At 58.5% G+C, this 21,693-nt stretch carries 20 protein-coding genes; 5 read left to right on the forward strand and 15 right to left on the reverse strand.

What is annotated here, in order from left to right:
* The first annotated feature begins 2 nt into the window (after positions 1 to 2).
* On the forward strand, positions 3 to 1,469 hold the full coding sequence (locus G7090_RS15325) for an aspartate aminotransferase family protein (protein WP_166182971.1): 1,467 nt from the start codon (positions 3 to 5) through the stop codon (positions 1,467 to 1,469).
* A 46-nt stretch (positions 1,470 to 1,515) separates the two neighbouring features.
* Here G7090_RS15325 and G7090_RS15330 read toward each other — a convergent pair whose 3' ends face one another.
* Genes G7090_RS15330 through G7090_RS15340 form a run of 3 tightly spaced genes read right to left on the reverse strand, consistent with a single transcriptional unit; the run spans position 1,516 to position 5,284 of the window.
* Entirely contained in the window at positions 1,516 to 3,699 is a 2,184-nt protein-coding gene (locus G7090_RS15330; RefSeq protein WP_166182972.1) for a polysaccharide biosynthesis tyrosine autokinase, read from the reverse strand.
* Entirely contained in the window at positions 3,681 to 4,145 is a 465-nt protein-coding gene (locus tag G7090_RS15335) for a protein tyrosine phosphatase (protein ID WP_106995309.1), read from the reverse strand. Before G7090_RS15335 ends, G7090_RS15330 begins: the two co-directional genes overlap by 19 nt.
* On the reverse strand, positions 4,145 to 5,284 hold the full coding sequence (locus G7090_RS15340) for a polysaccharide export protein (protein WP_166182973.1): 1,140 nt from the start codon (positions 5,282 to 5,284) through the stop codon (positions 4,145 to 4,147). Before G7090_RS15340 ends, G7090_RS15335 begins: the two co-directional genes overlap by 1 nt.
* Before the next feature lie 499 nt (positions 5,285 to 5,783).
* Between G7090_RS15340 and G7090_RS15345 the strand changes: the two genes are divergently transcribed.
* The gene (locus tag G7090_RS15345) at positions 5,784 to 6,116 is read left to right on the forward strand and encodes an RcnB family protein (protein WP_032612537.1); all 333 of its coding nucleotides are present in this window, start codon (positions 5,784 to 5,786) and stop codon (positions 6,114 to 6,116) included.
* A 106-nt stretch (positions 6,117 to 6,222) separates the two neighbouring features.
* On the opposite strand, the gene apbC is transcribed toward G7090_RS15345, so the two are convergent.
* The gene (apbC, locus tag G7090_RS15350) at positions 6,223 to 7,332 is read right to left on the reverse strand and encodes an iron-sulfur cluster carrier protein ApbC (protein WP_166182974.1); all 1,110 of its coding nucleotides are present in this window, start codon (positions 7,330 to 7,332) and stop codon (positions 6,223 to 6,225) included.
* A gap of 136 nt (positions 7,333 to 7,468) precedes the next feature.
* Here apbC and metG point away from each other — a divergent pair, with 136 nt between their 5' ends.
* Complete coding sequence (gene metG / locus G7090_RS15355) at positions 7,469 to 9,502, forward strand: methionine--tRNA ligase (RefSeq protein WP_106995313.1); 2,034 nt, start codon at positions 7,469 to 7,471, stop codon at positions 9,500 to 9,502.
* Positions 9,503 to 9,607: 105 nt separating this feature from the next.
* On the opposite strand, the gene G7090_RS15360 is transcribed toward metG, so the two are convergent.
* Genes G7090_RS15360 through G7090_RS15370 form a run of 3 tightly spaced genes read right to left on the reverse strand, consistent with a single transcriptional unit; the run spans position 9,608 to position 12,527 of the window.
* The gene (locus G7090_RS15360) at positions 9,608 to 10,078 is read right to left on the reverse strand and encodes a DUF1456 family protein (RefSeq protein ID WP_106995314.1); all 471 of its coding nucleotides are present in this window, start codon (positions 10,076 to 10,078) and stop codon (positions 9,608 to 9,610) included.
* A gap of 47 nt (positions 10,079 to 10,125) precedes the next feature.
* Positions 10,126 to 10,845 carry a two-component system response regulator BtsR gene (btsR, locus tag G7090_RS15365; RefSeq protein ID WP_166182975.1) on the reverse strand — a complete coding sequence of 240 codons (720 nt, stop codon included), beginning with the start codon at positions 10,843 to 10,845 and terminating at the stop codon, positions 10,126 to 10,128.
* Entirely contained in the window at positions 10,842 to 12,527 is a 1,686-nt protein-coding gene (locus G7090_RS15370; RefSeq protein WP_166182976.1) for a sensor histidine kinase, read from the reverse strand. The genes btsR and G7090_RS15370 overlap by 4 nt, the downstream gene beginning before the upstream one ends.
* Before the next feature lie 217 nt (positions 12,528 to 12,744).
* Between G7090_RS15370 and mlrA the strand changes: the two genes are divergently transcribed.
* Both mlrA and G7090_RS15380 read left to right on the forward strand, forming a co-directional pair.
* Positions 12,745 to 13,479, forward strand: coding sequence for an HTH-type transcriptional regulator MlrA (gene mlrA, locus G7090_RS15375; RefSeq protein ID WP_106995317.1), 735 nt, complete (start codon positions 12,745 to 12,747; stop codon positions 13,477 to 13,479).
* 59 nt (positions 13,480 to 13,538) lie between these two features.
* Entirely contained in the window at positions 13,539 to 13,652 is a 114-nt protein-coding gene (locus G7090_RS15380) for a protein YohO (RefSeq protein WP_106995318.1), read from the forward strand.
* Here G7090_RS15380 and G7090_RS15385 read toward each other — a convergent pair.
* From G7090_RS15385 to G7090_RS15415, 8 genes are all read right to left on the reverse strand, one after another.
* Entirely contained in the window at positions 13,627 to 14,364 is a 738-nt protein-coding gene (locus tag G7090_RS15385) for an ABC transporter permease (RefSeq protein WP_166182977.1), read from the reverse strand. The genes G7090_RS15380 and G7090_RS15385 overlap by 26 nt on opposite strands.
* Complete coding sequence (locus G7090_RS15390; protein WP_106995320.1) at positions 14,348 to 15,298, reverse strand: ABC transporter ATP-binding protein; 951 nt, start codon at positions 15,296 to 15,298, stop codon at positions 14,348 to 14,350. The genes G7090_RS15385 and G7090_RS15390 overlap by 17 nt, the downstream gene beginning before the upstream one ends.
* Entirely contained in the window at positions 15,291 to 16,448 is a 1,158-nt protein-coding gene (locus tag G7090_RS15395) for an ABC transporter permease (RefSeq protein ID WP_166182978.1), read from the reverse strand. Before G7090_RS15395 ends, G7090_RS15390 begins: the two co-directional genes overlap by 8 nt.
* Before the next feature lie 15 nt (positions 16,449 to 16,463).
* Positions 16,464 to 17,381 carry an ABC transporter substrate-binding protein gene (locus G7090_RS15400; protein WP_166182979.1) on the reverse strand — a complete coding sequence of 306 codons (918 nt, stop codon included), beginning with the start codon at positions 17,379 to 17,381 and terminating at the stop codon, positions 16,464 to 16,466.
* A gap of 70 nt (positions 17,382 to 17,451) precedes the next feature.
* Positions 17,452 to 17,940, reverse strand: a complete 489-nt coding sequence (locus tag G7090_RS23815) for an MFS transporter (protein WP_242685330.1) — start codon at positions 17,938 to 17,940, stop codon at positions 17,452 to 17,454.
* A 12-nt stretch (positions 17,941 to 17,952) separates the two neighbouring features.
* A complete protein-coding gene (locus G7090_RS23820) occupies positions 17,953 to 18,687 on the reverse strand; it encodes an MFS transporter (RefSeq protein ID WP_242685331.1) in 735 nt (244 codons plus the stop codon).
* Between the two features lie 48 nt (positions 18,688 to 18,735).
* Positions 18,736 to 20,295, reverse strand: a complete 1,560-nt coding sequence (locus tag G7090_RS15410) for an MFS transporter (protein WP_166182980.1) — start codon at positions 20,293 to 20,295, stop codon at positions 18,736 to 18,738.
* A complete protein-coding gene (locus G7090_RS15415; RefSeq protein WP_166182981.1) occupies positions 20,292 to 21,644 on the reverse strand; it encodes a glycoside hydrolase family 28 protein in 1,353 nt (450 codons plus the stop codon). The genes G7090_RS15410 and G7090_RS15415 overlap by 4 nt, the downstream gene beginning before the upstream one ends.
* Positions 21,645 to 21,693: the final 49 nt, after the last annotated feature.

A 21,693-nucleotide genomic window follows, 5' to 3' on the forward strand; every position in this document is an offset into this window, starting at 1 on the left:
CAATGTCAGATTTAAACCCGATTTTGTCGTCGTCGGCGCAAAGCATCGAAGCCTATCAGCAGGCCATCGAGCAGAGCACCCAGGCGGTTATGCAGTGGCTGAAACAGCCGGAAATGTACCAGGGTAAAACGGTCGCCGAGCTGCGCGAACGTATCAACCTGGATTTCAGCCCGGAAGGGCTGGGTAACGAGACCGCCATCGAGCGTGCCGTTGAATATTTCCTGAAAGACAGCCTGGCGGTGCATCATCCGCAGTGCGTGGCGCATCTTCACTGCCCGAGCCTGGTGGTAAGCCAGGCGGCGGAAGTGATGATCAACGCCACTAACCAGAGCATGGACTCCTGGGATCAGAGCCCGTCTGCGACCATTATCGAGATAAAACTGATCGAGTGGCTGCGTACCCGTCTGGGTTACCAGCCTGGCGACGCTGGTGTCTTCACCAGCGGCGGCACCCAGAGCAACATGATGGGTCTGATGCTGGCGCGCGATGCGTTCTTCGCGCGTCAGGGCCACTCCGTCCAGCAGGATGGTCTGGTGGGCGATCTGCGTAAGATCCGCGTTCTGTGCTCCGACAGCGCGCACTTCTCCGTGCAGAAGAACATGGCGCTGATGGGCCTCGGCTACCAGTCCGTTATTCAGGTAAAAACTGACGAATGTTCGCGTATGGATCTGAACGATCTGGCGGCGAAAATCGAGCAGTGCAATGCCAACGGCGAACAGATTCTGGCGATTGTTGCCACTGCCGGCACCACGGATGCGGGTGCTATCGATCCGCTGCGTGCGATTGCAGAGCTGGCGGCGAAGCAGAACATCTGGGTTCACGTGGATGCGGCCTGGGGCGGCGCGCTGCTGATGTCCGAGAAGTATCGCGATTATCTCGACGGTATCGAGCTGGTGGATTCCGTGACGCTGGACTTCCACAAGCAGTTCTTCCAGACCATCAGCTGCGGCGCATTCCTGCTGAAAGAGGCGCGTCACTATGAGCTGATGCGTTATCAGGCGGCGTACCTTAACTCTGAGTTTGACGAAGAGGCTGGCGTACCAAACCTGGTGTCCAAATCCCTGCAGACCACCCGTCGCTTCGACGCGCTGAAGCTGTGGATGAGCCTGGAGGCGCTGGGCCAGAAGAAATACGCTGAGATCATCGATCACGGTGTCACCATGGCGCAGCAGGTTGCCGCGTATGTGACTGAACAGCCACAGCTGGAACTGGTGATGCCACCCCAGCTGGCAAGCGTGCTGTTCCGCTTCCGCCCTGAACTGAATCTGGACGATGCGGCCATTGCGCTGCTCAACCAGAAGATCGGTGATGCGCTGCTGGAATCGGGCCGTGCCAACGTCGGTGTGACCGAGCATAACGGTATCACCTGCCTGAAGCTGACCCTGCTGAACCCAATCGTGACGCTGGAGGATGTCAAAGTCCTGCTGTCACTGGTGGAACGCACGGCGCACGAGCTGCTGGCGAAGTAAGTTGTTCAACCCGGCAGCGCTCGCTGCCGGGTCTTTATTCCCCTCGTTATCTCGCTTTATTCTTTGCGCTCTGCGCTGCGGAATAGCCGTAAGCATCGTAACCCGAAGCATAATAGCTGGCCGCCGACTTCACGACGTCGTTCAGGATTGCCCCTTTAATGTTGACCCCCATCTGCTGCAGGCGACGCTGGCTGACCTCCATCTCCCGGACGCTGGTAACGTTAAACCGCGCCACCAGCAGCGTGGTGGCTGCCACCCGGCCCACCAGCGCGGCATCCGTAACGGCCAGAATCGGCGGAGTATCGACAATCACCATGTCGTACTGCGCGCTGGCCCAGACCATAAACTCGCGGAAACGGTCGTGCATAAGCAGCTCGGACGGATTCGGCGGATAATGCCCGCAGGTCACCACATCAAACTGGCCGCTGGCGTAAGTCTGAATTGCCTGCGGGAAGGCCACTTTACCTGACAGCACGTCCGACAGGCCGGCATCATTGCGCAGGCCAAAAATATTGTGCACGTAGCCTTTACGCATATCGGCATCGATAAACAGCACCCGCTGATCGACCTGGGTCACCAGCGCTGCCAGCGAGGTGCTGACCAGCGTTTTGCCGCAGTCCTGAGACGGGCCACTGAACATCAGAATGTTATTTTCGGCATCCATCATGGCGAAGTGCAGGCTGGTACGTAACCCGCGCACCGCTTCGACAAAATTATCCAGCGGCCTGTCGATCGGTAAAAAAGGCACATCGGTGGTTTTATGCCGTCTGCAGTAGTGGAAGAAATAGCGGTTGCCCACCCGGGTTTTACCGTGCAGCCACTCCGAATGAGGCAAGGTGGCATAGACGCTAATCCCTTCACTTTCCAGCTGTTCAGGGGCGTTGATCCCGCGTCGCAGTGCCGATCTCGCCAGCACCCCGCCTGTCGAGACGAAGAAGCCAAACAGGGTCGCAATGACCACGATTAACGCCTTGCGCGGCTTAATGGGTGCAGGCTGCGTTACCGCCGAATCGATAATACGTACGTTACCGATGGTGCTGGAGCGGGAGATGTTCAGCTCCTGCTGTCGGGTTAGCAGCTGCAGGTAAACCGCCCGGCCAGAATCGACATCGCGGCTGAGGCGCAGGATCTCCTGCTGCGTCGACGGCATCGTCCCTACCCGTTTGTTCAGCCGCTCCCGCTCGCTCTCTAACGTCTGACGTTTTTCACGCAGCGCCCGATAGGTGGGATGGTCCTTTTTAAAGTGCTGGGAGATCTCGGCTTCGCGGAAGGTCAGCTCATTCAGCTGATTATCGACGTTAACGATCTGCTCCAGCACCGACTTGGCTTCGAGGGTCAAATCCACCGAATCGCGCTGCTTACGGTAGGTGTTCAGACGCTCTTCAGCCAACTCCAGCTCACCGCGCACCTGTGGCAGTTGGCGTTGAAGGAAACTAAGGCTCTGCGAGTCCTGCGCAGCCTGACGAGCAATGTTCTGTTGCAGATAGCTCTGCGCAATGTGATTCAGCACGGTGGCGATGCGCGCAGGATCCTGCCCGGTCAGGCTCAGCGAGAGGATACCGCTCTCTTTGCCCTGCTCCGTGACGCTAAACTGGCGGCTCAGAGCGTTTATCGCTTCCAGCTGCGCGTGCTGCCGCAGTCTGAAACGCGTCCCTGCCGGTGCCGTCAATTCGCGAACGGCGATCGTTACTCCGGCGTGCTGCAGCGGTGTCCCTACGGTACCGCGCGCGCTAAAGCCCTCCCCTTCCAGCAGGTAGTGCCCGTTCTCTTCGGCGGTAAGGGTCATGCTTTGGGTGGCCGGAAGCGTCAGATTATCGAGGATCACTGCGGCGGCAGGTTGTCCGGTAAGCTTCGCCCAGGCCTTACCGATAACCGGCAGACGAACCTGGGTTATCTCATCGCGTAAGCGCAATGCCTCCACGGTTTCACCGAGGATCATCCGCGATTTCAGCAGTTGCATCTCGGCGCCGGAATCCGATGCCCGCTCCGGCGCCAGCTGGTTTAAGGTTTTGAGAATGCTGTTCTGCTGCTTATTTTCGACTTGCACCATGGCATCTGCGACATAGACCGGCGATGCAAATAACGCATACAACGTCCCGCAGAGCGCAAACAATAGCGTGACGCTAAGAATACACACGCGATGATCAATTAACTCCCCCAGAAGACGTGCCAGATCCAACTCTTGATTATCAACAGCATAACCCTGTGCATTCACGTTTTTCGACGACATGACCGTAATCCCTTTACTGTAAGTCGGTTAGTCCATTCCTGACTTGCTTCGCCAAGCAGGCGAAAAACATATTCAAAGGCTTCCATGCCTTTACCGTACGGATCGGGGATCTCCTGTTCCCTTAGCCATTGCCCATACAGCAAGGCCTTACCACGCGCCTCCGGTGCGATGAGCGAAATCCGGTTAATTTGCCCTGACTCCATGGCGAGGATCAGATCGTATTCCCGCATCATTGCCGCCGTGAGCGGGCGGGCAACGTGATCTGCCAGCGACAGGCCATACATCGCCGCGATCTGCTGGGCATGGCGATCTGCCGGATGACCGGCCAGACCGCAAATGCCCGCCGAAGCGATGGATAATGCCGGTAACTGCTGCTGTAAGAGCCGCTCCCCGAGCGGGGAGCGGCATATATTTCCAGTACACACCACCAGAATGGACTGGATCATTATTCAGGCCACGACTTAATAAAGCGCACGGTTTCCGTCAGATCATGTACACCGCTGATGGTAGGCACCAGCTGGGTCAGCACCCGGTTCCAGCGAGAGACCGGCGCCGTCGTCACATAGACGATATCGTAGGGCTGGAGTTGAAACTCTGTGCCGAGCACCATGGCAGACGCGTCGCGGGCATTCAGCTGCCAGATGCGCGCAATTTTGCCGTCCGGGCTTTTCCCGGTGGTGGAGCGGATGACGAAGATGCCGGTCGCATCGGCCATGTCCTGATTCAGACCACCGGCACTGGCCAACGCTTCTGCCAGCGTCATACCGCTGCGATCCATCTTCAGGGTGCTCTGTTTCACCACCTCGCCCATGACAAAGACTTTCAGGGCATCATTGCGCGGGATAAACAGAATATCCCCGGGCCACAGCAGGCGGTTTTGCGTGAGATCGCCGTGCTGCATCAGGGCGTAGAGGGAAATTCGCGTATCTTTGCCGTCGTGGGTGAGTACCACGTTGCGCCAGTCGGCATCGGCCGATAGCCCACCCGCCGCATTGATCGCATCCATAATGGTCAGGGGGATATTGGTAATCGGCTGCTGGCCAGATTTGACCACTTCGCCAGTGACATAGGCTTTCTGCGAACGGAACGCCGCGATACTGACATCGACCTGCGGGCTTTCAATCACCCTGTCCAGCCGGGCGGTGATCTCCTGGCGCACCTGAGCGAGGGTCTTGCCTGCAACCTGGAGCTTACCGACATAGGGATAAAAGAGCGTGCCGTCGGCACCAACCCAGTTACCGGTATCGCTGGCGCTACGATACTGCCCGGCCGGCGTGGTGAGTTCCGGGTGATCCCAGACGGTGATCATCAGCACATCCCCGGGGCCAATCCGGTATTCCCAGTTTTTTAATTCCTCGTCCAGATTCGGATTTGACTGAGATTTCTCACGATCGCCGCGGAGCTGTTCAATGACGGAGGGTGTTAACGGCCAGACATCCACTTTCTTATCCAAATCAAGCGAACTGTCGGCGACAGCAACGTTATTTTTCCCAGAAGTATTGATATGTTGGCCGGGCGTAATTGTGCAGACTGCTAATAACAGAGCGGCCAAAAAACCCGCGCCGGTGCGGAGTGGGATTGTCATTAATTAATAATACTCTACGAATTACGTTAATAGCCCATTAATTCCTGGATAACTCCCGGCAATAGATATACGTAATTAATATTTAAAATATTAATTAATATCAGAGAGTTACAATAAAATAACCTGACAAAAGAAATGCACCAGCCGGGCTGACGATTGTCTGGTAACTTCTTTAGATAGGAGAAAGCAAAAACAACACCAATAAATTAGGCTTTATCATAAGCATTCTACAAACAAAATAATACAACTGGAACACGACTATAGTGGCATTGGGGATGGCTTTCGGATTTTATAAAAGGAAACATAGAAAATATAAAGGTAAAATAACAATGCATTCACGATAAAAATAATTAGAACCAGCCCGGCATGTACAAGGATGTGTTGATTTGTTACATTTTTTACCAGCCCAGCCAGCCGGCAAAACATAAAATAGAGTATCTGTTGCTCGGTCACGAATCAGCAGACCAAGAGTAATGGCCACGGTTAATCTGGAGAAAAAATGACGAAAGGTAAAATTCTACTTCTGGGCGTACTGATGTCACTGGCGAGCGCGGCGTTTGCTGCACCACAAGCCGCAGCGGCACCCTCTGGCATCCAGGCCTATGAGGAACAGGAGTTTGTAGCCGATTTTACGAAATTTAAGATTGGTGATTTCGCCCCGGCACAGTATCTGACACCCGAGTACACCATCAAGCAATATAAGCTGCGCAACCTGCCTGAACCACAAGCTGGCACGCACTGGACCTATATGGGTGAGAACTACGTGCTGGTGGGTGATACCGACGGCAAGATCTACAAAGCGTATAACGGCGATATCTTCTACCACCGTTAATCGCAAGGTAAACGTAAAACGGTCGCCCTGAGGTGACCGTTTTTTGTGTTTGCACCCTCTCCCGTGGGAGAGGGCCGGGGTGAGGGCATCAGGCCGCACCCAAATGTTACACCGCGCGGAACGCGATATCGCCCGGGATCACTTCCCCCTGCCAGTAGAGCTGGGCCGCGACGCGATCCGCCAGCTGGCGATACATCTCAGCAAACTCACTTTCAGGACGGTTGACCACGGTCGGCTTCCCGCTGTCGAGATCTTCACGCAGCGTAATGTGCAGCGGCATCTGCCCCAGCAGCTGGGTGTGATACTGCGCCGCCAGCTTCTCTGCCCCGCCTGCGCCAAAGATCGCTTCATGATGACCGCAGTTACTGCAGATATGCATGCTCATGTTTTCGACCACGCCCAGCACCGGCACTTCAACCTTCTCAAACATCACGATGCCCTTTTTGGCGTCGATCAGCGCGATATCCTGCGGCGTAGTAACCACTACCGCCCCGGTAACGGGGATGTTTTGCGCCAGCGTCAGCTGAATGTCACCGGTACCCGGAGGCATATCCAGCACCAGATAATCAAGATCCGGCCACATCGTCTCCTGCAACATCTGCAACAGCGCTTTGCTGGCCATCGGCCCGCGCCACACCATGGCATTGTCGTCGGTCACCAGGTAACCAATCGAGTTGGTTGCCAGGCCGTAAGCCATGATCGGTGCCATATGGGTGCCATCCGGCGAGGTTGGACGTTGATTTTCGGCGCCCAGCATGTTCGGAATGGAAGGCCCGTAGATATCGGCATCGAGGATACCGACCTTCGCCCCTTCGGCAGCCAGCGCCAGCGCCAGGTTCACGGCGGTGGAGGATTTGCCCACCCCACCCTTGCCGGAACTGATGGCGATAATGTTCTTCACGCCGTTGATGCCCGGTTGGTTTTTCACCCGCTTCAGGGTGGCGATAGCGTGGGACAATTTCCAGTCAATGGCCTTCGCCCCGGTGATGCGCAGCAACTCAGCACTGGTTTGCTCTTTCAGCGTCTCAAACGCGTTGTTCCAGACGAACGGCATCTGCAGCTCAACATGCAGGGTATCATCCAGCCACGCCACGTGATGCAACGCCTTGAGAGCAGTGAGATTGTGCTTCAGGGTGGGGTGCTGAAAATTAGCCAGCGTTCCGGCGACCATTGCGCGCAAGGCTTCCGGTGATTTGGCCTGGGATTGAGAACTCATCCCGACTCCTTTTGTTATTGTGGATAAGAGCTTTGTTGAACAAGTTTACCTGAAAGGCCATGGTTTGTGCTTACTTAATAATGCCCCATTTGGTACTATCAAAGCCCTTTTCACTACCAAAGAAGTAATGTCCACTATGACTCAAGTCGCGAAAAAAATTCTGGTAACGTGCGCTCTGCCGTACGCAAACGGCTCAATCCACCTCGGCCACATGCTGGAGCATATCCAGGCTGATGTCTGGGTCCGTTACCAGCGAATGCGCGGCCATCAGGTTAACTTCATCTGTGCAGATGACGCACACGGCACGCCGATCATGCTGAAAGCTCAGCAGCTTGGTATCAGCCCGGAACAGATGATTACTGAAATGAGTCAGGAGCATCAGACGGATTTTGCTGGCTTCGACATCAGCTACGACAACTATCACTCCACGCACAGCGACGAGAACCGTGAGCTGTCGGAGCTGATCTACACCCGTCTGAAAGAGAACGGTTTTATTAAAAACCGCACCATCTCTCAGCTCTACGATCCGGAAAAAGGCATGTTCCTGCCGGACCGTTTTGTGAAAGGCACCTGCCCGAAATGTAAATCCCCGGATCAGTATGGCGATAACTGCGAAGTGTGCGGCGCGACCTACAGCCCGACCGAGCTGATTGAGCCGAAATCCGTGGTATCCGGTGCGACGCCAGAGATGCGTGACTCCGAACACTTCTTCTTCGACCTGCCGTCCTTTAGCGAAATGCTGCAGGCGTGGACCCGCAGCGGCGCGCTGCAGGAGCAGGTGGCGAACAAAATGCAGGAGTGGTTTGAATCCGGCCTGCAGCAGTGGGATATCTCCCGCGATGCGCCTTACTTCGGCTTCGAAATCCCGAACGCGCCGGGCAAATACTTCTACGTCTGGCTGGATGCGCCAATCGGCTACATGGGTTCCTTCAAGAATCTGTGCGACAAACGCGGCGACACCACCAGCTTCGAGGAATACTGGAAGAAAGATTCCGACGCCGAACTGTACCACTTCATCGGCAAAGACATCGTCTACTTCCACAGCCTGTTCTGGCCGGCAATGCTGGAAGGCAGCGGTTTCCGCAAGCCTACCAACCTGTTCGTACACGGCTATGTGACGGTGAACGGCGCGAAGATGTCCAAATCCCGCGGCACCTTCATCAAGGCCAGCACCTGGCTGAACCACTTTGATGCCGACAGCCTGCGCTACTACTACACGGCGAAGCTCTCTTCCCGTATCGACGATATCGACCTGAACCTGGAAGATTTCGTCCAGCGCGTCAACGCCGACATCGTCAATAAAGTGGTCAACCTGGCCTCCCGTAACGCCGGCTTTATCGCCAAACGTTTTGACGGCGTAATGGCGGCTGAACTGGCGGATCCGGCGCTGTACAAAACCTTCACCGACGCGGCTACCGTGATTGGCGAAGCCTGGGAAAGCCGTGAATTCGGTAAAGCGGTGCGTGAGATCATGGCCCTGGCCGATCTGGCTAACCGCTACGTTGACGAGCAGGCGCCGTGGGTAGTCGCCAAACAGGAAGGCCGCGATGCCGACCTGCAGGCGATCTGCTCCATGGGTATCAACCTGTTCCGCGTGCTGATGTCCTATCTGAAGCCGGTACTGCCACAGCTGGCCGCGCGTACCGAAGCGTTCCTGAACACCGAACTGAGCTGGGACAGCATTAACCAGCCGCTGCTCGGCCACAAGCTGAACGCCTTCAAGGCGCTGTACAACCGCATTGAGATGAAGCAGGTCGAAGCGCTGGTTGAGGCGTCGAAAGAAGAGGTGAAAGCCGCAGCCGCACCGGTTACCGGCCCGCTGGCGGACGATCCGATTCAGGAGACCATTACTTTTGATGATTTCGCCAAAGTTGACCTGCGCGTGGCGCTGATTGAGAACGCGGAATTCGTCGAAGGCTCTGACAAGCTGCTGCGTCTGACCCTGGACCTGGGCGGCGAGAAGCGCAACGTCTTCTCCGGCATCCGTTCTGCTTACCCGGACCCGCAGGTGCTGATTGGTCGTCAGACAGTGATGGTGGCGAACCTCGCCCCACGCAAGATGCGCTTCGGCATCTCGGAAGGGATGGTGATGGCCGCAGGTCCTGGCGGGAAGGACATCTTCCTGTTAAGCCCTGATGAAGGCGCGAAGCCTGGTCAGCAGGTGAAATAACAAAAAAGCCGGATTAATCATCCGGCTTTTTTTATAGCATTTTGTTTTCTCCCTCTCCCCGTGGGAGAGGGTCGGGGTGAGGGCATCAGGCCGCACCCTGCCGCATCACGCTTTCGGGTGATGCACCCGGTGCGTCAATCCGCGCAGGAAATTACGCAGGAACTGGTCCCCGCACTCGCGGTAGTTTTTATGATCCGGGGCGCGCATCATGGCGGTGATTTCCGGCATTGAGACGCGGTATTTCTGCTCGGTCATGATCGCCAGAATATCGTCAGTCTTCAGGGAAAAGGCGATGCGCAGCTTTTTCAGCACCGTGTTGTTGTTCACCCGACGCTCCAGCGCCAGCTCAGGCGCGGACTCATCTTTGCCGCGCTTGTCGTAGATCAGACCGTTCAGGAAACCTGACAGGATGATGTCCGGGCAGCGAACAAACCCGTCTTCATCTTCTTTGGTCATCCAGGTGTCGAAACCTGCCGACGTGGATTCCATATCGGAAAGCGCAAGAATGCGCACCATGTCGTTATTGTTTGCTTTCAGGGTGTAGCGCAGGCTACGAAGAATGTCATTGCTAATCATGTGTGCCTTTAACTGTCGATGATGCTCTGCCGCGCAGTGTACCAGTTTTACAGCCCTATCGCCTCTTTCAAACTTTTCAGATAGCGACGGCTGACCGGCACCGTCTGCCCGGCCCGCAGCACCAGCTCCGCCTGCCCGTTCTCCTCCAGGCGGATCTCTTTCAGGTGCGCCATGTTGACAAGATACTGGCGATGACAGCGCAGCAGCGGCGTGCGGCTCTCCAGAGTGCGCAGGGTCAGCTCGGTAAAGCCCTCTTTGCCCTCACCGCTGGTGACAAATACCCCGCTCATCCGGCTGCTGACGAAGGCCACGTCGTCCATCTGCAGGAGATAAATGCGGCTGTGGCCGGTACAGGGGATAAACTTCAGCGGCTGCTGATGTTCCGCCAGCAGGGACACGTCCTGCACGTTGCGCTCCTGGCGCAGACGGTTTAGGGTCTTTTCCAGCCGCTGCTCTTCGATGGGTTTCAGCAGGTAGTCAAATGCGTGCTCTTCAAAGGCTTTGACCGCGTACTCGTCAAAAGCAGTGAGAAACACGATGTAGGGTCGATGCTCCGGGTCGAGCATTCCTACCATCTCCAGGCCGCTGATGCGCGGCATCTGGATATCCAGGAACAGCACGTCCGGGCGCAGCTTATGCACCGCGCCGATGGCTTCGATGGCGTTGGAACATTCGCCAACAATCTCGATATCACTCTGCTCCTGCAGCAAAAACCGCAGGTTTTCCCGCGCCAAAGGCTCATCATCGACAATCAGCACATTCATCATGCGTGCTCCTCCAGAGGCAGTCTTAAGGTTATGCGGGTAAAGCAGTCCGGCTCGCAGACAACGGTAATACCGCAATCCTCACCAAAATGGGCGCGCAGGCGTTTATCCACCAGCCCCATCCCCAGGCCGCCGCCCTCGGTAGTTGAGGTATAGAGCCCGGCGTTATCTTCAATATCCAGCACCAGATAGCGGTTAAAGCGGCTGGCGGTGATGGCAATTTCTCCGGTGCCCAGCAGCTGTGAGGTGCCGTGCTTAATCGCATTCTCGACGATCGGCTGCAGGGTAAAGGCCGGCAGCTGCTGCCAGGCCAGTTCATCCGGCACCGAGAGCGTGACATGCAGGCGCGACTGAAACCGTGCCTGCTCAATTTGCAGATAAGCGTTCACATGTTCGATCTCATCGGCCAGGGTGACAATCTCCGACGGCCGCTTCAGGTTCTTGCGGAAAAAGGTCGAGAGAAACTGCACCAGCTGCGTTGCCTGTTCGCTGTCCCGGCGGATCACCGCCTTCAGGGTGTTCAGGGCATTAAACAGAAAATGCGGGTTGACCTGAGCGTGCAGGAGCTTGATTTCAGACTGGGTCAGCAGCGCCTTCTGCCGCTCGTACTGTCCGGCAAGGATTTGCGCCGACAGCAGCTGGGCAATCCCCTCCCCCAGGGTTCGGTTGATGGAGCTGAACAGGCGGTTTTTCGCTTCGTACAGCTTAATGGTGCCCATCACCCGCTGATTTTCGCCGCGCAACGGGATCACCAGTGTTGAGCCCAGCTTGCACTGCGGGTGCAGCGAGCAGCGGTACGGCACTTCGTTACCGTCGGCGTAGACTACCTCACCGGTCTCAATCGCGCGAAGCGTATAGGGGGACGAAATCGGTCTCCCGGGCAGGTGGTGATCGTCCCCGGTGCCGGTAAAGGCCAGCAGTTTTTCGCGATCGGTAATGGCGACGGCGCTGATATCCAGCTCCTGATGCAGGACCTGGGCCACCTTCATGCTGTTCTCTTCGTTAAAGCCCTGGCGCAGGATCCCCTCCGTCGAGGCTGCGACCTTCAGCGCGGTGGCCGAGAAGGCGGAGGTGTACTTTTCAAACATCGCCCGCTTGTCGAGCAGAATGCGCATAAACAGCGCGGCGCCCACCGTGTTAGTGACCATCATCGGCGCGGCAATGCTGCCGACCAGATGCAGGGCATCCTCGAACGGGCGGGCGATGAGTAAAATGATCAGCATCTGCACCAGCTCGGCAACCAGGGTGACCATCCCCGCCGTGAGCGGACTAAAGACTTTATCAGGGCGACCGCGCCGGACCATCACGCTGTGGACCAGGCCGCCGAGCAGCCCTTCGACGATGGTCGAGATCATACAGCTCAGCGCTGTCATTCCGCCCATCGAATAGCGGTGCAGCCCCCCGGTCAGGCCCACCAGCCCGCCGACCACCGGGCCGCCGAGCAGGCCGCCCATCACCGCGCCAATCGCCCGGGTGTTGGCAATGGAGTCTTCAATGTGCAGGCCGAGATAGGTGCCAAGGATGCAGAAGATGGAGAAGGTAACGTAGCAGAGCAGCTTGTGCGGCAGGCGGACGGTGACCTGCATCAGGGGGATAAACAGGCGTGTTTTACTCATCAGCCACGCGATGACCAGAAACACACACATCTGCTGAAGCAGCAGCAACACCAGATTAAATTCGTACATGCCCACAAACCACAACGCTAAAACCGCGTAACATACACTGAAGCGTCTTAACTTGCCTGGCAGCACGCGGATAAAAATGTGTTTTCGTGTCAGGCATCACACCTTTTACTCAACGTATTCCGAAATTCATATTAATAGTGCAAAAAAAGAGCAATCCTTCCTGGTTCAGCAAACTGCGTCTACAGTTAATCTGGGCATGTGCAAGCCGGGGGAAAACATGGCGCTCTACACGATTGGGGAAGTGGCACTCCTGTGTGATATCAACCCTGTAACGTTACGCGCATGGCAACGACGTTACGGACTACTCAAACCACAGCGAACCGACGGCGGGCACCGGCTGTTTACCGATGCAGATATCGATCGCATCCGGGAGATCAAGGGCTGGATTGATAACGGCGTGCAGGTCGGCAAGGTCAAGACGCTACTGAGCCCGGAGGGCCAGGAGGAGCAGGACATCTGGCGCGAACAGCAGGAGGTGCTGCTGCGTTATCTGCAATCCGGCCATCTGCATCGCCTGCGCGTGTGGCTCAAGGAGCGCGGCAGCGAATACCCGGCGCAAACCTTAATTTCGCACCTGTTCGTCCCGTTACGCCGCCGACTCCAGTCCCAGCAGCCCACGCTGCAGGCGCTGCTGAGTGCGCTGGACGGGGTATTGATCAACTACATCTGCATCTGTCTGGCCACCGCGCGAAAGAAGAACAGCAAGGATGCGCTGGTTGTGGGCTGGAATGTGCAGGATACCACCCGCCTTTGGCTGGAGGCGTGGATAGCCGCGCAGGAGGGCTGGCGCGTCGACGTGCTGGCGCACTCGCTGGTGCAGCTGCGCCCGGAGCTGTTCGACGGGCAGACGCTGTTGGTCTGGTGCGGCGAGTCCCCTACCGCAGCGCAGAAGCAACAGCTTACGCAGTGGCAGGCGCATGGCTATCCCGTGTTCCCGCTGAAAGGCAATTAATGGTTCATTAACAGCCGTGCTTCACCGTATAATCGCTCTGTTAACATCAGGAGCACATTATGAAGGCAACCAAAGTCGCGGTTATCACCCTGTTCATTCTCATGGCCGTTAGCGGTATTGGCGGCGTGATGCTGGCAGGGTATTCGTTTATTGTCCGTGGCGGTGTCGGCTGAGGCGCTTAGCCAGCCGCTCAAAGGCACGATCCACCACAATCGCCGCCAGCGCCACCAGCAGCGCCCCCTGGATAATATAGGCCGTATTAAACCCGCTTAAGCCGATAATAATCGGCGTCCCCAGCGTGTTGGCCCCCACCGTGGAGGCAATGGCCGCCGTACCGATATTGATAATCACCGAGGTGCGGATCCCGGCCAGCATAACCGGCGCGGCGAGCGGCAACTCCACGTTGCGCAGACGCTGCCAACCGCTCATCCCCATCCCTTCCGCCACGCTGATGGCCGCTGCGGGCACTGACGCCAGCCCCGCCAGCGTCGCCTGCAGAATCGGCAGTACTCCGTAAAGGATCAGCGCGATAATCGCGGGCTGCTGTCCAAATCCCATCACCGGCACCGCAATCGCCAGTACCGCCACCGGCGGAAAAGTCTGTCCGACCGCGGCGATGGTCTCCACCAGCGGGCGAAACTCACGCCCGGCCGGGCGGGTGACGGCGATCCCGGCTCCGGCTCCCAGCACAATCGCGATCAGGCTTGAGGCACCCACCAACCAGAAGTGGGACAGCGTCAGGCTAACGAAGCTCTCCTGCTGATAGACCGGGCGCGGCAGCTCCGGGAACAGGGCGCTGAATAGCGGCCCGCTGTGGGGCATCCACAAGAGGAGCGCCACGAACAGGGCCACCAGCCACGGGAGCGGATCACGTAACCACGTCATGCGCCGCCTCCTGATTGAGCAGATCGCGGAACCAGAGGGTGCCGCACGGGCGATCCTCGTCGTCCACCACCGGCAGGCTTTCGCTGCCGCTGCTGACAAAAGCCGAGAGCGCATCGCGCAGGCTCATGGAGGCCCGCAGTGGACTGACCTGACTGACGGCGATCTCCCGCCGCATCGACTCGCCCACCGTGCGCAGCGACAGCAGGCGCACGCCCAGCTCGCTGCGGCCAAAAAACTCGCGCACGAAACTATTCGCGGGCTGGGTCAGCAGCCTCAACGGCGTCCCCTGCTGCACCACTCTGCCGTTATCCATCAAAACCAGATGGTCCGCCAGCCGCAGGGCTTCGTCGATATCGTGGGTGACCAGAATAATGGTGCGGCCCAGGATGCGGTGGATGCGGGTCATCTCCAGCTGCAGGGCGCTGCGGGTCACCGGATCGAGGGCGCCAAAGGGTTCATCCATCAGCAGCACCTCCGGGTTAGCGGCCAGCGCACGCGCCACCCCTACCCGCTGCTGCTGACCACCGGAGAGCTGATGCGGGAACCGCTCGCGCAGCACCGGATCCAGCCCCAGCAGGGCCATCAGCTCATCCACCCGATCGTCGATTTTTTGCCGGGACCATTTTTGCAGCTGCGGCACGGTGGCGATGTTGCGCGCCACCGTCCAGTGCGGAAACAGCCCGATGGACTGAATGGCGTAGCCCATCCGGCGACGCAGCTCCAGTACCGGCAGGCTGCGGATCTCCTCTCCGGCAAAGCGGATCAGGCCGCTGTCGTGCTCCACCAGCCGGTTGATCATCTTCAGGGTGGTCGATTTGCCCGACCCCGAGGTGCCAATCAGCACCGAAAAAGCCCCTTCGGCAAAGGTCAGGTTCAGATCGCTGACCGCCGGCTCCCCGGCAAAGGTTTTATTTACATCATGAAATTCAATCATTGGTCTTCCTTCCCAACAGGGCGATCCACAGGGCAAACAACGCATCCACCACCACCGCCAGGACGATAGTCGGGATCACCCCCAGCAGGACCAGATCCAGCGCGCTGCTCAGCAGGCCCTGGAACACCAGCGCCCCGAATCCTCCCGCGCCGATTAATGCCGCAATCACCGCCATCCCCACCGTCTGTACTGCCACCACCCGCAGGCCACGCAGCAGCACCGGCAGCGCCAGCGGAAGCTGTATCTGCCAGAAACGCTGACGGGTGTTCATCCCCATCGCGTCGGCGCTCTCCAGCACCTCGGCTGGCACCTGGCTGAGCCCCGCCAGCACCCCGCGTGCCAGCGGCAGCAGGGCATAGAGCACTAACGCGATCAGCGCCGGGGTCATGCCGGTCCCGGCAATCCCTAGCGACGACAGCCACGGCCAGGCGCGGGTCAGCCCGGCCAGAGGGGCAATCAGCAGGCCGAACAGCGCCACGGACGGCACGGTCTGAATCACGTTCAGCACCGCAAACACCGGCCCCTGCGTCGTCGGACGACGATAACAGAGCATCCCCAGCGGCACCCCGACCAGCAGCGCCGGCACCAGGGTTCCTGCCAGCAGGGTCAGATGCTGGGCGAGGGCAGCGTTAAAAATATCCTCGCGGTTGGCATACTCTTTCAGCAGGGAGAGAGAATGGAGTTCGCCGCTGAATAACAGCCCCAGCGGCAGGATCCAGATTTGCACCTGCAGCAGCCAGCGCCAGATCGGCTGCGGGCTGAGCCGGCGAATGGCATCGCTGCAGGCCAGCAGGCAGAGCGCCAGCCATAGCCACAGGCCGCTGCCCACCGCGGTACGCGCCAGCGGGCTCTCCGCGGTGGCGAGATGCGACGCCGCCAGCCCGGCACTCCAGACCAGCCCGGCGAACAGCAGTTCGCACACCACCAGCGTCGCCACTAACGCCCATCGCCCGCGGGCCAGGGTTAACCCCAGCAGCAGGCCCAGCGGTAACAGCAGCAGCGCAGGGGAAAACGACCACACCTGCCAGAGGGCACGCCCCTCTCCGGACACCAGCCGGTTAGGGGCGAAATTAACGAAAGGTAACGCGCCTGCGGCCAGGGCTATGACAGCCAGCAGCAGCAGGACGCGGTTATGACATCTTATCGGCACTGAACTGTCCTGGGGCTACTTCACCAGCCCTTTCTGCTTCAGGTAATCTGCCGCCACTTTTTTGGCATCCAGCCCTTCCACTGCAATGCTGGCATTCAGCTGTTGCAGGGTTTTCTCATCCAGGGTTTCAAATACTGGCTTCAGCCAGGCATCCAGCTCCGGGTAGGCCTTCAGCACCGCTTCGCGCACCACTGGCGTCGGAGCATAGATCGGCTGAACACCCTTCGGATCGGTCAGGGTTTGCAGACCCAGCGCCGCAACCGGACCGTCGGTACCGTAGGCCATCGCCGCATTCACGCCCGAGGTTTGCTGGGCCGCCGCTTTGATGGTCACCGCCGTATCACCGCCCGCCAGGGAGAGGAGCTGGCTTTGGTCCAGCTTGAAGTCGTAGGCTTTTTCAAAGGCTGGCAGGGCGTCCGGGCGCTCGATAAATTCCGCCGAGGCGGCAAGTTTGAAATCGCCCTTCTCTTTCAGATAGCGGCTGAGATCGTCGAGGGAGGTGAGCTTGCCTTTCTCCGCCACGTCCTTACGCACCGCGATGGTCCAGGTGTTGTTGGCCGGTGCCGGTGTGAGCCATATCAGCTTGTTCTGTTCAGCATCGAGCTTTTTGACTTTCTCATACCCGGCGCTGGCATTTTTCCATGCCGGGTCGTTTTCATCTTTGAAGAAGAAGGCCCCGTTGCCGGTATATTCCGGGTAAATATCCAGCTCGCCGGAGGTGATAGCTCCGCGTACCACCGGGGTGGTGCCGAGCTGCACTTTATTGACGGTTTTTACGCCGTGACTCTCCAGCACCTGCAAAATGATATTGCCGAGCAGCGCGCCTTCCGTATCAATTTTTGACCCGACCTTTACCGGCTCTGCGGCCTGCAAAGGCAGGCTCAACGCCGCCAGCAGCGCCGTTGAGCCAACAATCCCCTTTAAGATAGTCATTCCACTTTCCTCATGATTTTGCCGCCTTTTTCAGAGGCTTGAGAGAAAAGCGTAGTCGAAAAGCGAGGTTTTAGCCCTGGTCCGGCAGTTTTAACGGAAGGGTAAGTACGCTGGCGGCAAAGTACAGAATGGCAATCACCCACAGCGTCCCTTCCACGCCGAGCGGGGCCACGCCCAGGGTGACAATCAGCGGGCCGACAAAGTTGCTCAGGCCGGAGCCCAGATTAAGGCAGGAGATGGCCGCGCCTTTGTTATCCGGTAATAACGATGGGATCAGGGCGCTGAGCGGTCCGAACGCCCCCAGCCCGATGGCATAAAGCGCCAGCGCGCAGAACAGCGCCGTTTCGCTGTCGCCAAACAGTACCGGGGCGTAACACACCGCCAGCATCGCCAGCCCGCACAGGGTGCCGGAGAACCAGACCACGGTGTTGCGCCAGCCGATGGTGTCCCCCAGCCAGCCAAAGAAGTAGCTGGCGAAGATGTTAACCAGGTTCACCAGCCCCCAGACGGTAAGCCACTGTGCAATGCTGAAGCCAAAGCGCGGAAGGTAGACCGGCATCAGGATCACCAGCTAGAACTTGCCGATGTCGTTGATGGTTTTGACGATCACCCCCAGACGCATTTTCGGTTCACGAATCATCACCATGATGCCTTCAGCCAGCGCCGCCCCAATGCTGCCCCCCTGCTCCGCCTGCGGGCGATCGCGATTGAGCACCAGGGCGCAAAAAGCCCCGAGCACCACAAAGACAAAGCCGCTCAGCAGGGTGGCAGTTTCGCCGACTTCAGGCAGCATCAGGCTGGAGTACCAGGGCCCGACGATGGTCATCCCCACGCCAAAGGCGATCCAGAACCAGGAGACTGCCCGGCCGAGGATCCGCGGCTCGCAGCGCTGGTTGATCCACACCAGGAAGGAGTAGGCAAACAGCGGGTAAGCCACGCCGCGCAGGGCGTAACTGGCCACCATCAGCGGGTAGTTGCCCTGCGGCAGGGCATAGCCGATAAATGGAATCGAGCCGAGAAAGTAGACCGCCGTCGCGGCCCACATCAGGCGACGCAGGCCCAATACTCCGGCACCAATTCCCGAGAACCAGGAGACGGCCGCCACACCCAGGCCAAACACCGACGAAAGCAGACTAATGTGGAAGGCGTCATAGCCGCGGTTTTGCAGCATCGAGGCCAGCCAGCTTTGCTCAATAGTGGCGCCGGTAATAAACAGGAAAATGCCGATAAAGCCCCAGCTCAACTCCCGGGGCAGCCCCAGCCGGGCCCAGATCCCTTGCTGTATGAATACGCTGTGTTCTGTCATCTGTGTGGTCTTAACGGACCGGGCACGAGGCCCGGTGCTGGTTGAGGATTATGCATTTTTCAATTGCGGGGAGGCGTGACGCGCCAGCATCCGTTTACGGTTGAGGTAGCCGACGCTGTTCTCGCCCCAGCAGTGCTCGTACGGCATGCCGGTCAGACTCTCGATGACCTGACGGTTTTCGGCGCTGACGCTGGCTTTGCTGCCGCCCTGCTTCAGGCGCGCCACCTCTTCGTTAAGAATGGCGTGGGTCCGGCTGTTGACGCGGAACTGGAAGGCAGACCAGATCCCCCAGATAGTAAGGATCACCGGGAGCACAATCATGATCACCATGATCATGTTGATGGCCGACTGCGGCTGGGCGGCCTGCCCGGAGACAAAACCCGACATCTGCAAGGCCACACCGACGAGGAAAATCGACAACGCCTGCGAGGCTTTACGCAGCAGGCTCATAAACCCGGCGAAGATCCCCTCCCGACGCTGGCAGGTGAGGATCTCGTCCACGTCCGCCACGAAGGTGTAGTTGTTCCACGGAATGGCGTAGATCCCGCCGCGCGCCAGACCGGCAATCGCCGCCCCGACATACAGCAGCACCATCCCGCCGGTCTGGTGGAAGTACGCCGACACCAGCAACGCGAAAGCCACCAGCGCCATCGACGCCTGGGTGGCAAAGGCGCGGGACGGGGAATAACGCAGGGTCAGCCAGGTGGCGATCCCGACGCCAAAGAACTGCAATGCGTTGATGACGCCGAGCAGATTAGAGGCCATCACCGAGGAGGTCATCAGGGCAAAGACCACGAAATAGGTAAAGACCGAGTTGAAAATATCCTGCGCCACCGAGCCGCCGAGGTACATCCCAAGGTGTGAGCGGAAGGTTTTGATTTTCAGGGTCGAGACGAAGTCGTAGTAGATGTGGTACACCCGGGTCGCCAGGGGCTCTTTCGCCTCCTCTGCGTCATGGACTTCGCTCTGCTGGATCTCCTCCAGCGAGCGCTCCCAGGTGCCGAAGTAGACAAAGAAGAGCACGATCATGAACGAGACGGTAAAGATAGCCCCGGTGTAGAAGAACGAGTCTGAGGATTCGGGACCGAAGTAGGCTACCAGGCGGCCCGGCAGGAAGGCGGCGGCAAAACCGGCCAACTGGGCAATGTACATACGGGCGCTGGTCAGCTTAGAACGCTTTTTAAAGTCGGAGGTCATCTCTGCCGACAGGGTGTCGTAAGGGATGATGATCATGGTGTAGACGATCTCAAACAGGATGTAGAACAGCAGGTACATCCAGTAGCTGAAGCCCTCCACCCACAGCAGGCTGTAGACCGACACCAGCGGGATGCTGGCCAGCAGGAAGAAGCGGCGGCGGCCAAAACGACGGCCGAGCGCGGTCTTATGGAAGTTATCGGAAATGTAACCGATGACCGGACACATGATCACATCGACAATACGCGCCACCGCAAACAGCGAGCCGGCCTGAATCGGCGTTAGCCCGCAGAAGGTGGTTAAGAAAAACAGCAGCCAGGCGCTGACCAGCGTAAAGGCACCGGAGCCAATCACGTCCGCCAGTCCGTAACAGACATAGTTACGCAGTTTTATTTCTCGCACTTTTTTTATCATTTTTGTTCCCCTGAATTTGCCGGGTCGATACGGATGCTCTCTTCATCCCAGACCGCGGGTAACGGCTGCGGACGGGTGATCTGGATAGCGTGCAGCTGTAATCCCTCAATCCCTGCGGCATACAGCCCGGGCAGGCCGTGCGGATAAGGCTCCACCCCGTGGGCGCGGCCGGTGTGTGGGTTGACGAGATATGCGTTATCCCGCCCCATCCCGGTCGGACGTTGCGGGTTGCAGGGCGGGCGCAGGTCATAGCAGCCCTGCTCGTCGCTGGCGCTCAGGCGCTGGGCGAAGTTCAGGCCGTTAAAGGTGATGTCGTGGAGAGCGCCGGGGATATCACTGTGCAGGTTGATGGCCCCTTCCCCGCTGCCGCTGAGATTCGAGAAGGTGATCTGGCTTATCGCCCCCGGCTGAATATCCGGGGCGCGATGGCGGACGGAGATAAAGACCGGATCGGCTTTGCCCCAGTGGCAGGGGTCCCCGTGCTGGCAGTCGAAAATGATGTTGCTGAACAGCATCTGGCTGAACTGGCCGCCATCCCGGGAGACCAGGCCGATAGCGCGGTTGGATTCGAAGATGATGCAGTTGCTGACCACCAGGTTACGGATATCAGCGAAGGTCTCGGTCCCGACTTTGATGGCGCAGCTCTTCGAGCGGATGATGCAGTTGTTGACCGTCACGTTCTCGATCGGCTGCTGTAGTTCCGCGGCTTTGGCGGTGGTTTTCAGGCAGATACCGTCATCGGCGGCGCTGAAATAGCTGTCGCTGAGGTGGACGTGCTGGCAGCTGTCGATATCCAGGGCATCGGTATTGGAGAGGGTGAGATCGTTATCGATGGTGATGTTGTTGATGAACACATGGTTGCAGCTGACCAGGTGCGCGGTCCACATCGGCGCGTCACACAAGGTGATATCGCGGATCCGCACCTGCTGGCACCCTTCCAGCACCAGCATCCGCGGACGACGGGTTTTCGGCTGGCGGTAGCCCTGGGCGTCCGGATGCGGGGCAAACCAGGCGCTGGCATTGCCGTCGATGCAGCCTGCGCCGCTCAGGGTCAGGTGATGCGCGTCCCGGGCGTAGAGCAGCGCCATCCTTGATTGCTCGGCCATGCTTTGGGTTTCGGCGGCCAGATAGTCGGCTTCGTGGGGGCTGGCCAGCAGATGCGCGCCCGCCTCCAGATGCAGGGTGAAGTTGGACGGTAACACCAGCGTGCCCGTCAGCCAGATCCCCGGCGTCACCACCAGCGTGCCACCCCCGGCCTGGTCGATGGTATCGATCAGGCTCTGCAGCGCAGTGGTAACGGAAGTCAGACCGCTGCGGTCGAGGTCGAGTTGTTCTAACGAGAGCTTCATGTTGGTACCTGTCAGCTGTTAAGTGACAGGCATTACACGCGGTTTTATC

Origin of the sequence: Leclercia sp. 29361 (genome assembly GCF_011290365.1) — a bacterium.
In the GTDB taxonomy this organism is placed as follows: domain Bacteria; phylum Pseudomonadota; class Gammaproteobacteria; order Enterobacterales; family Enterobacteriaceae; genus Enterobacter; species Enterobacter tamurae.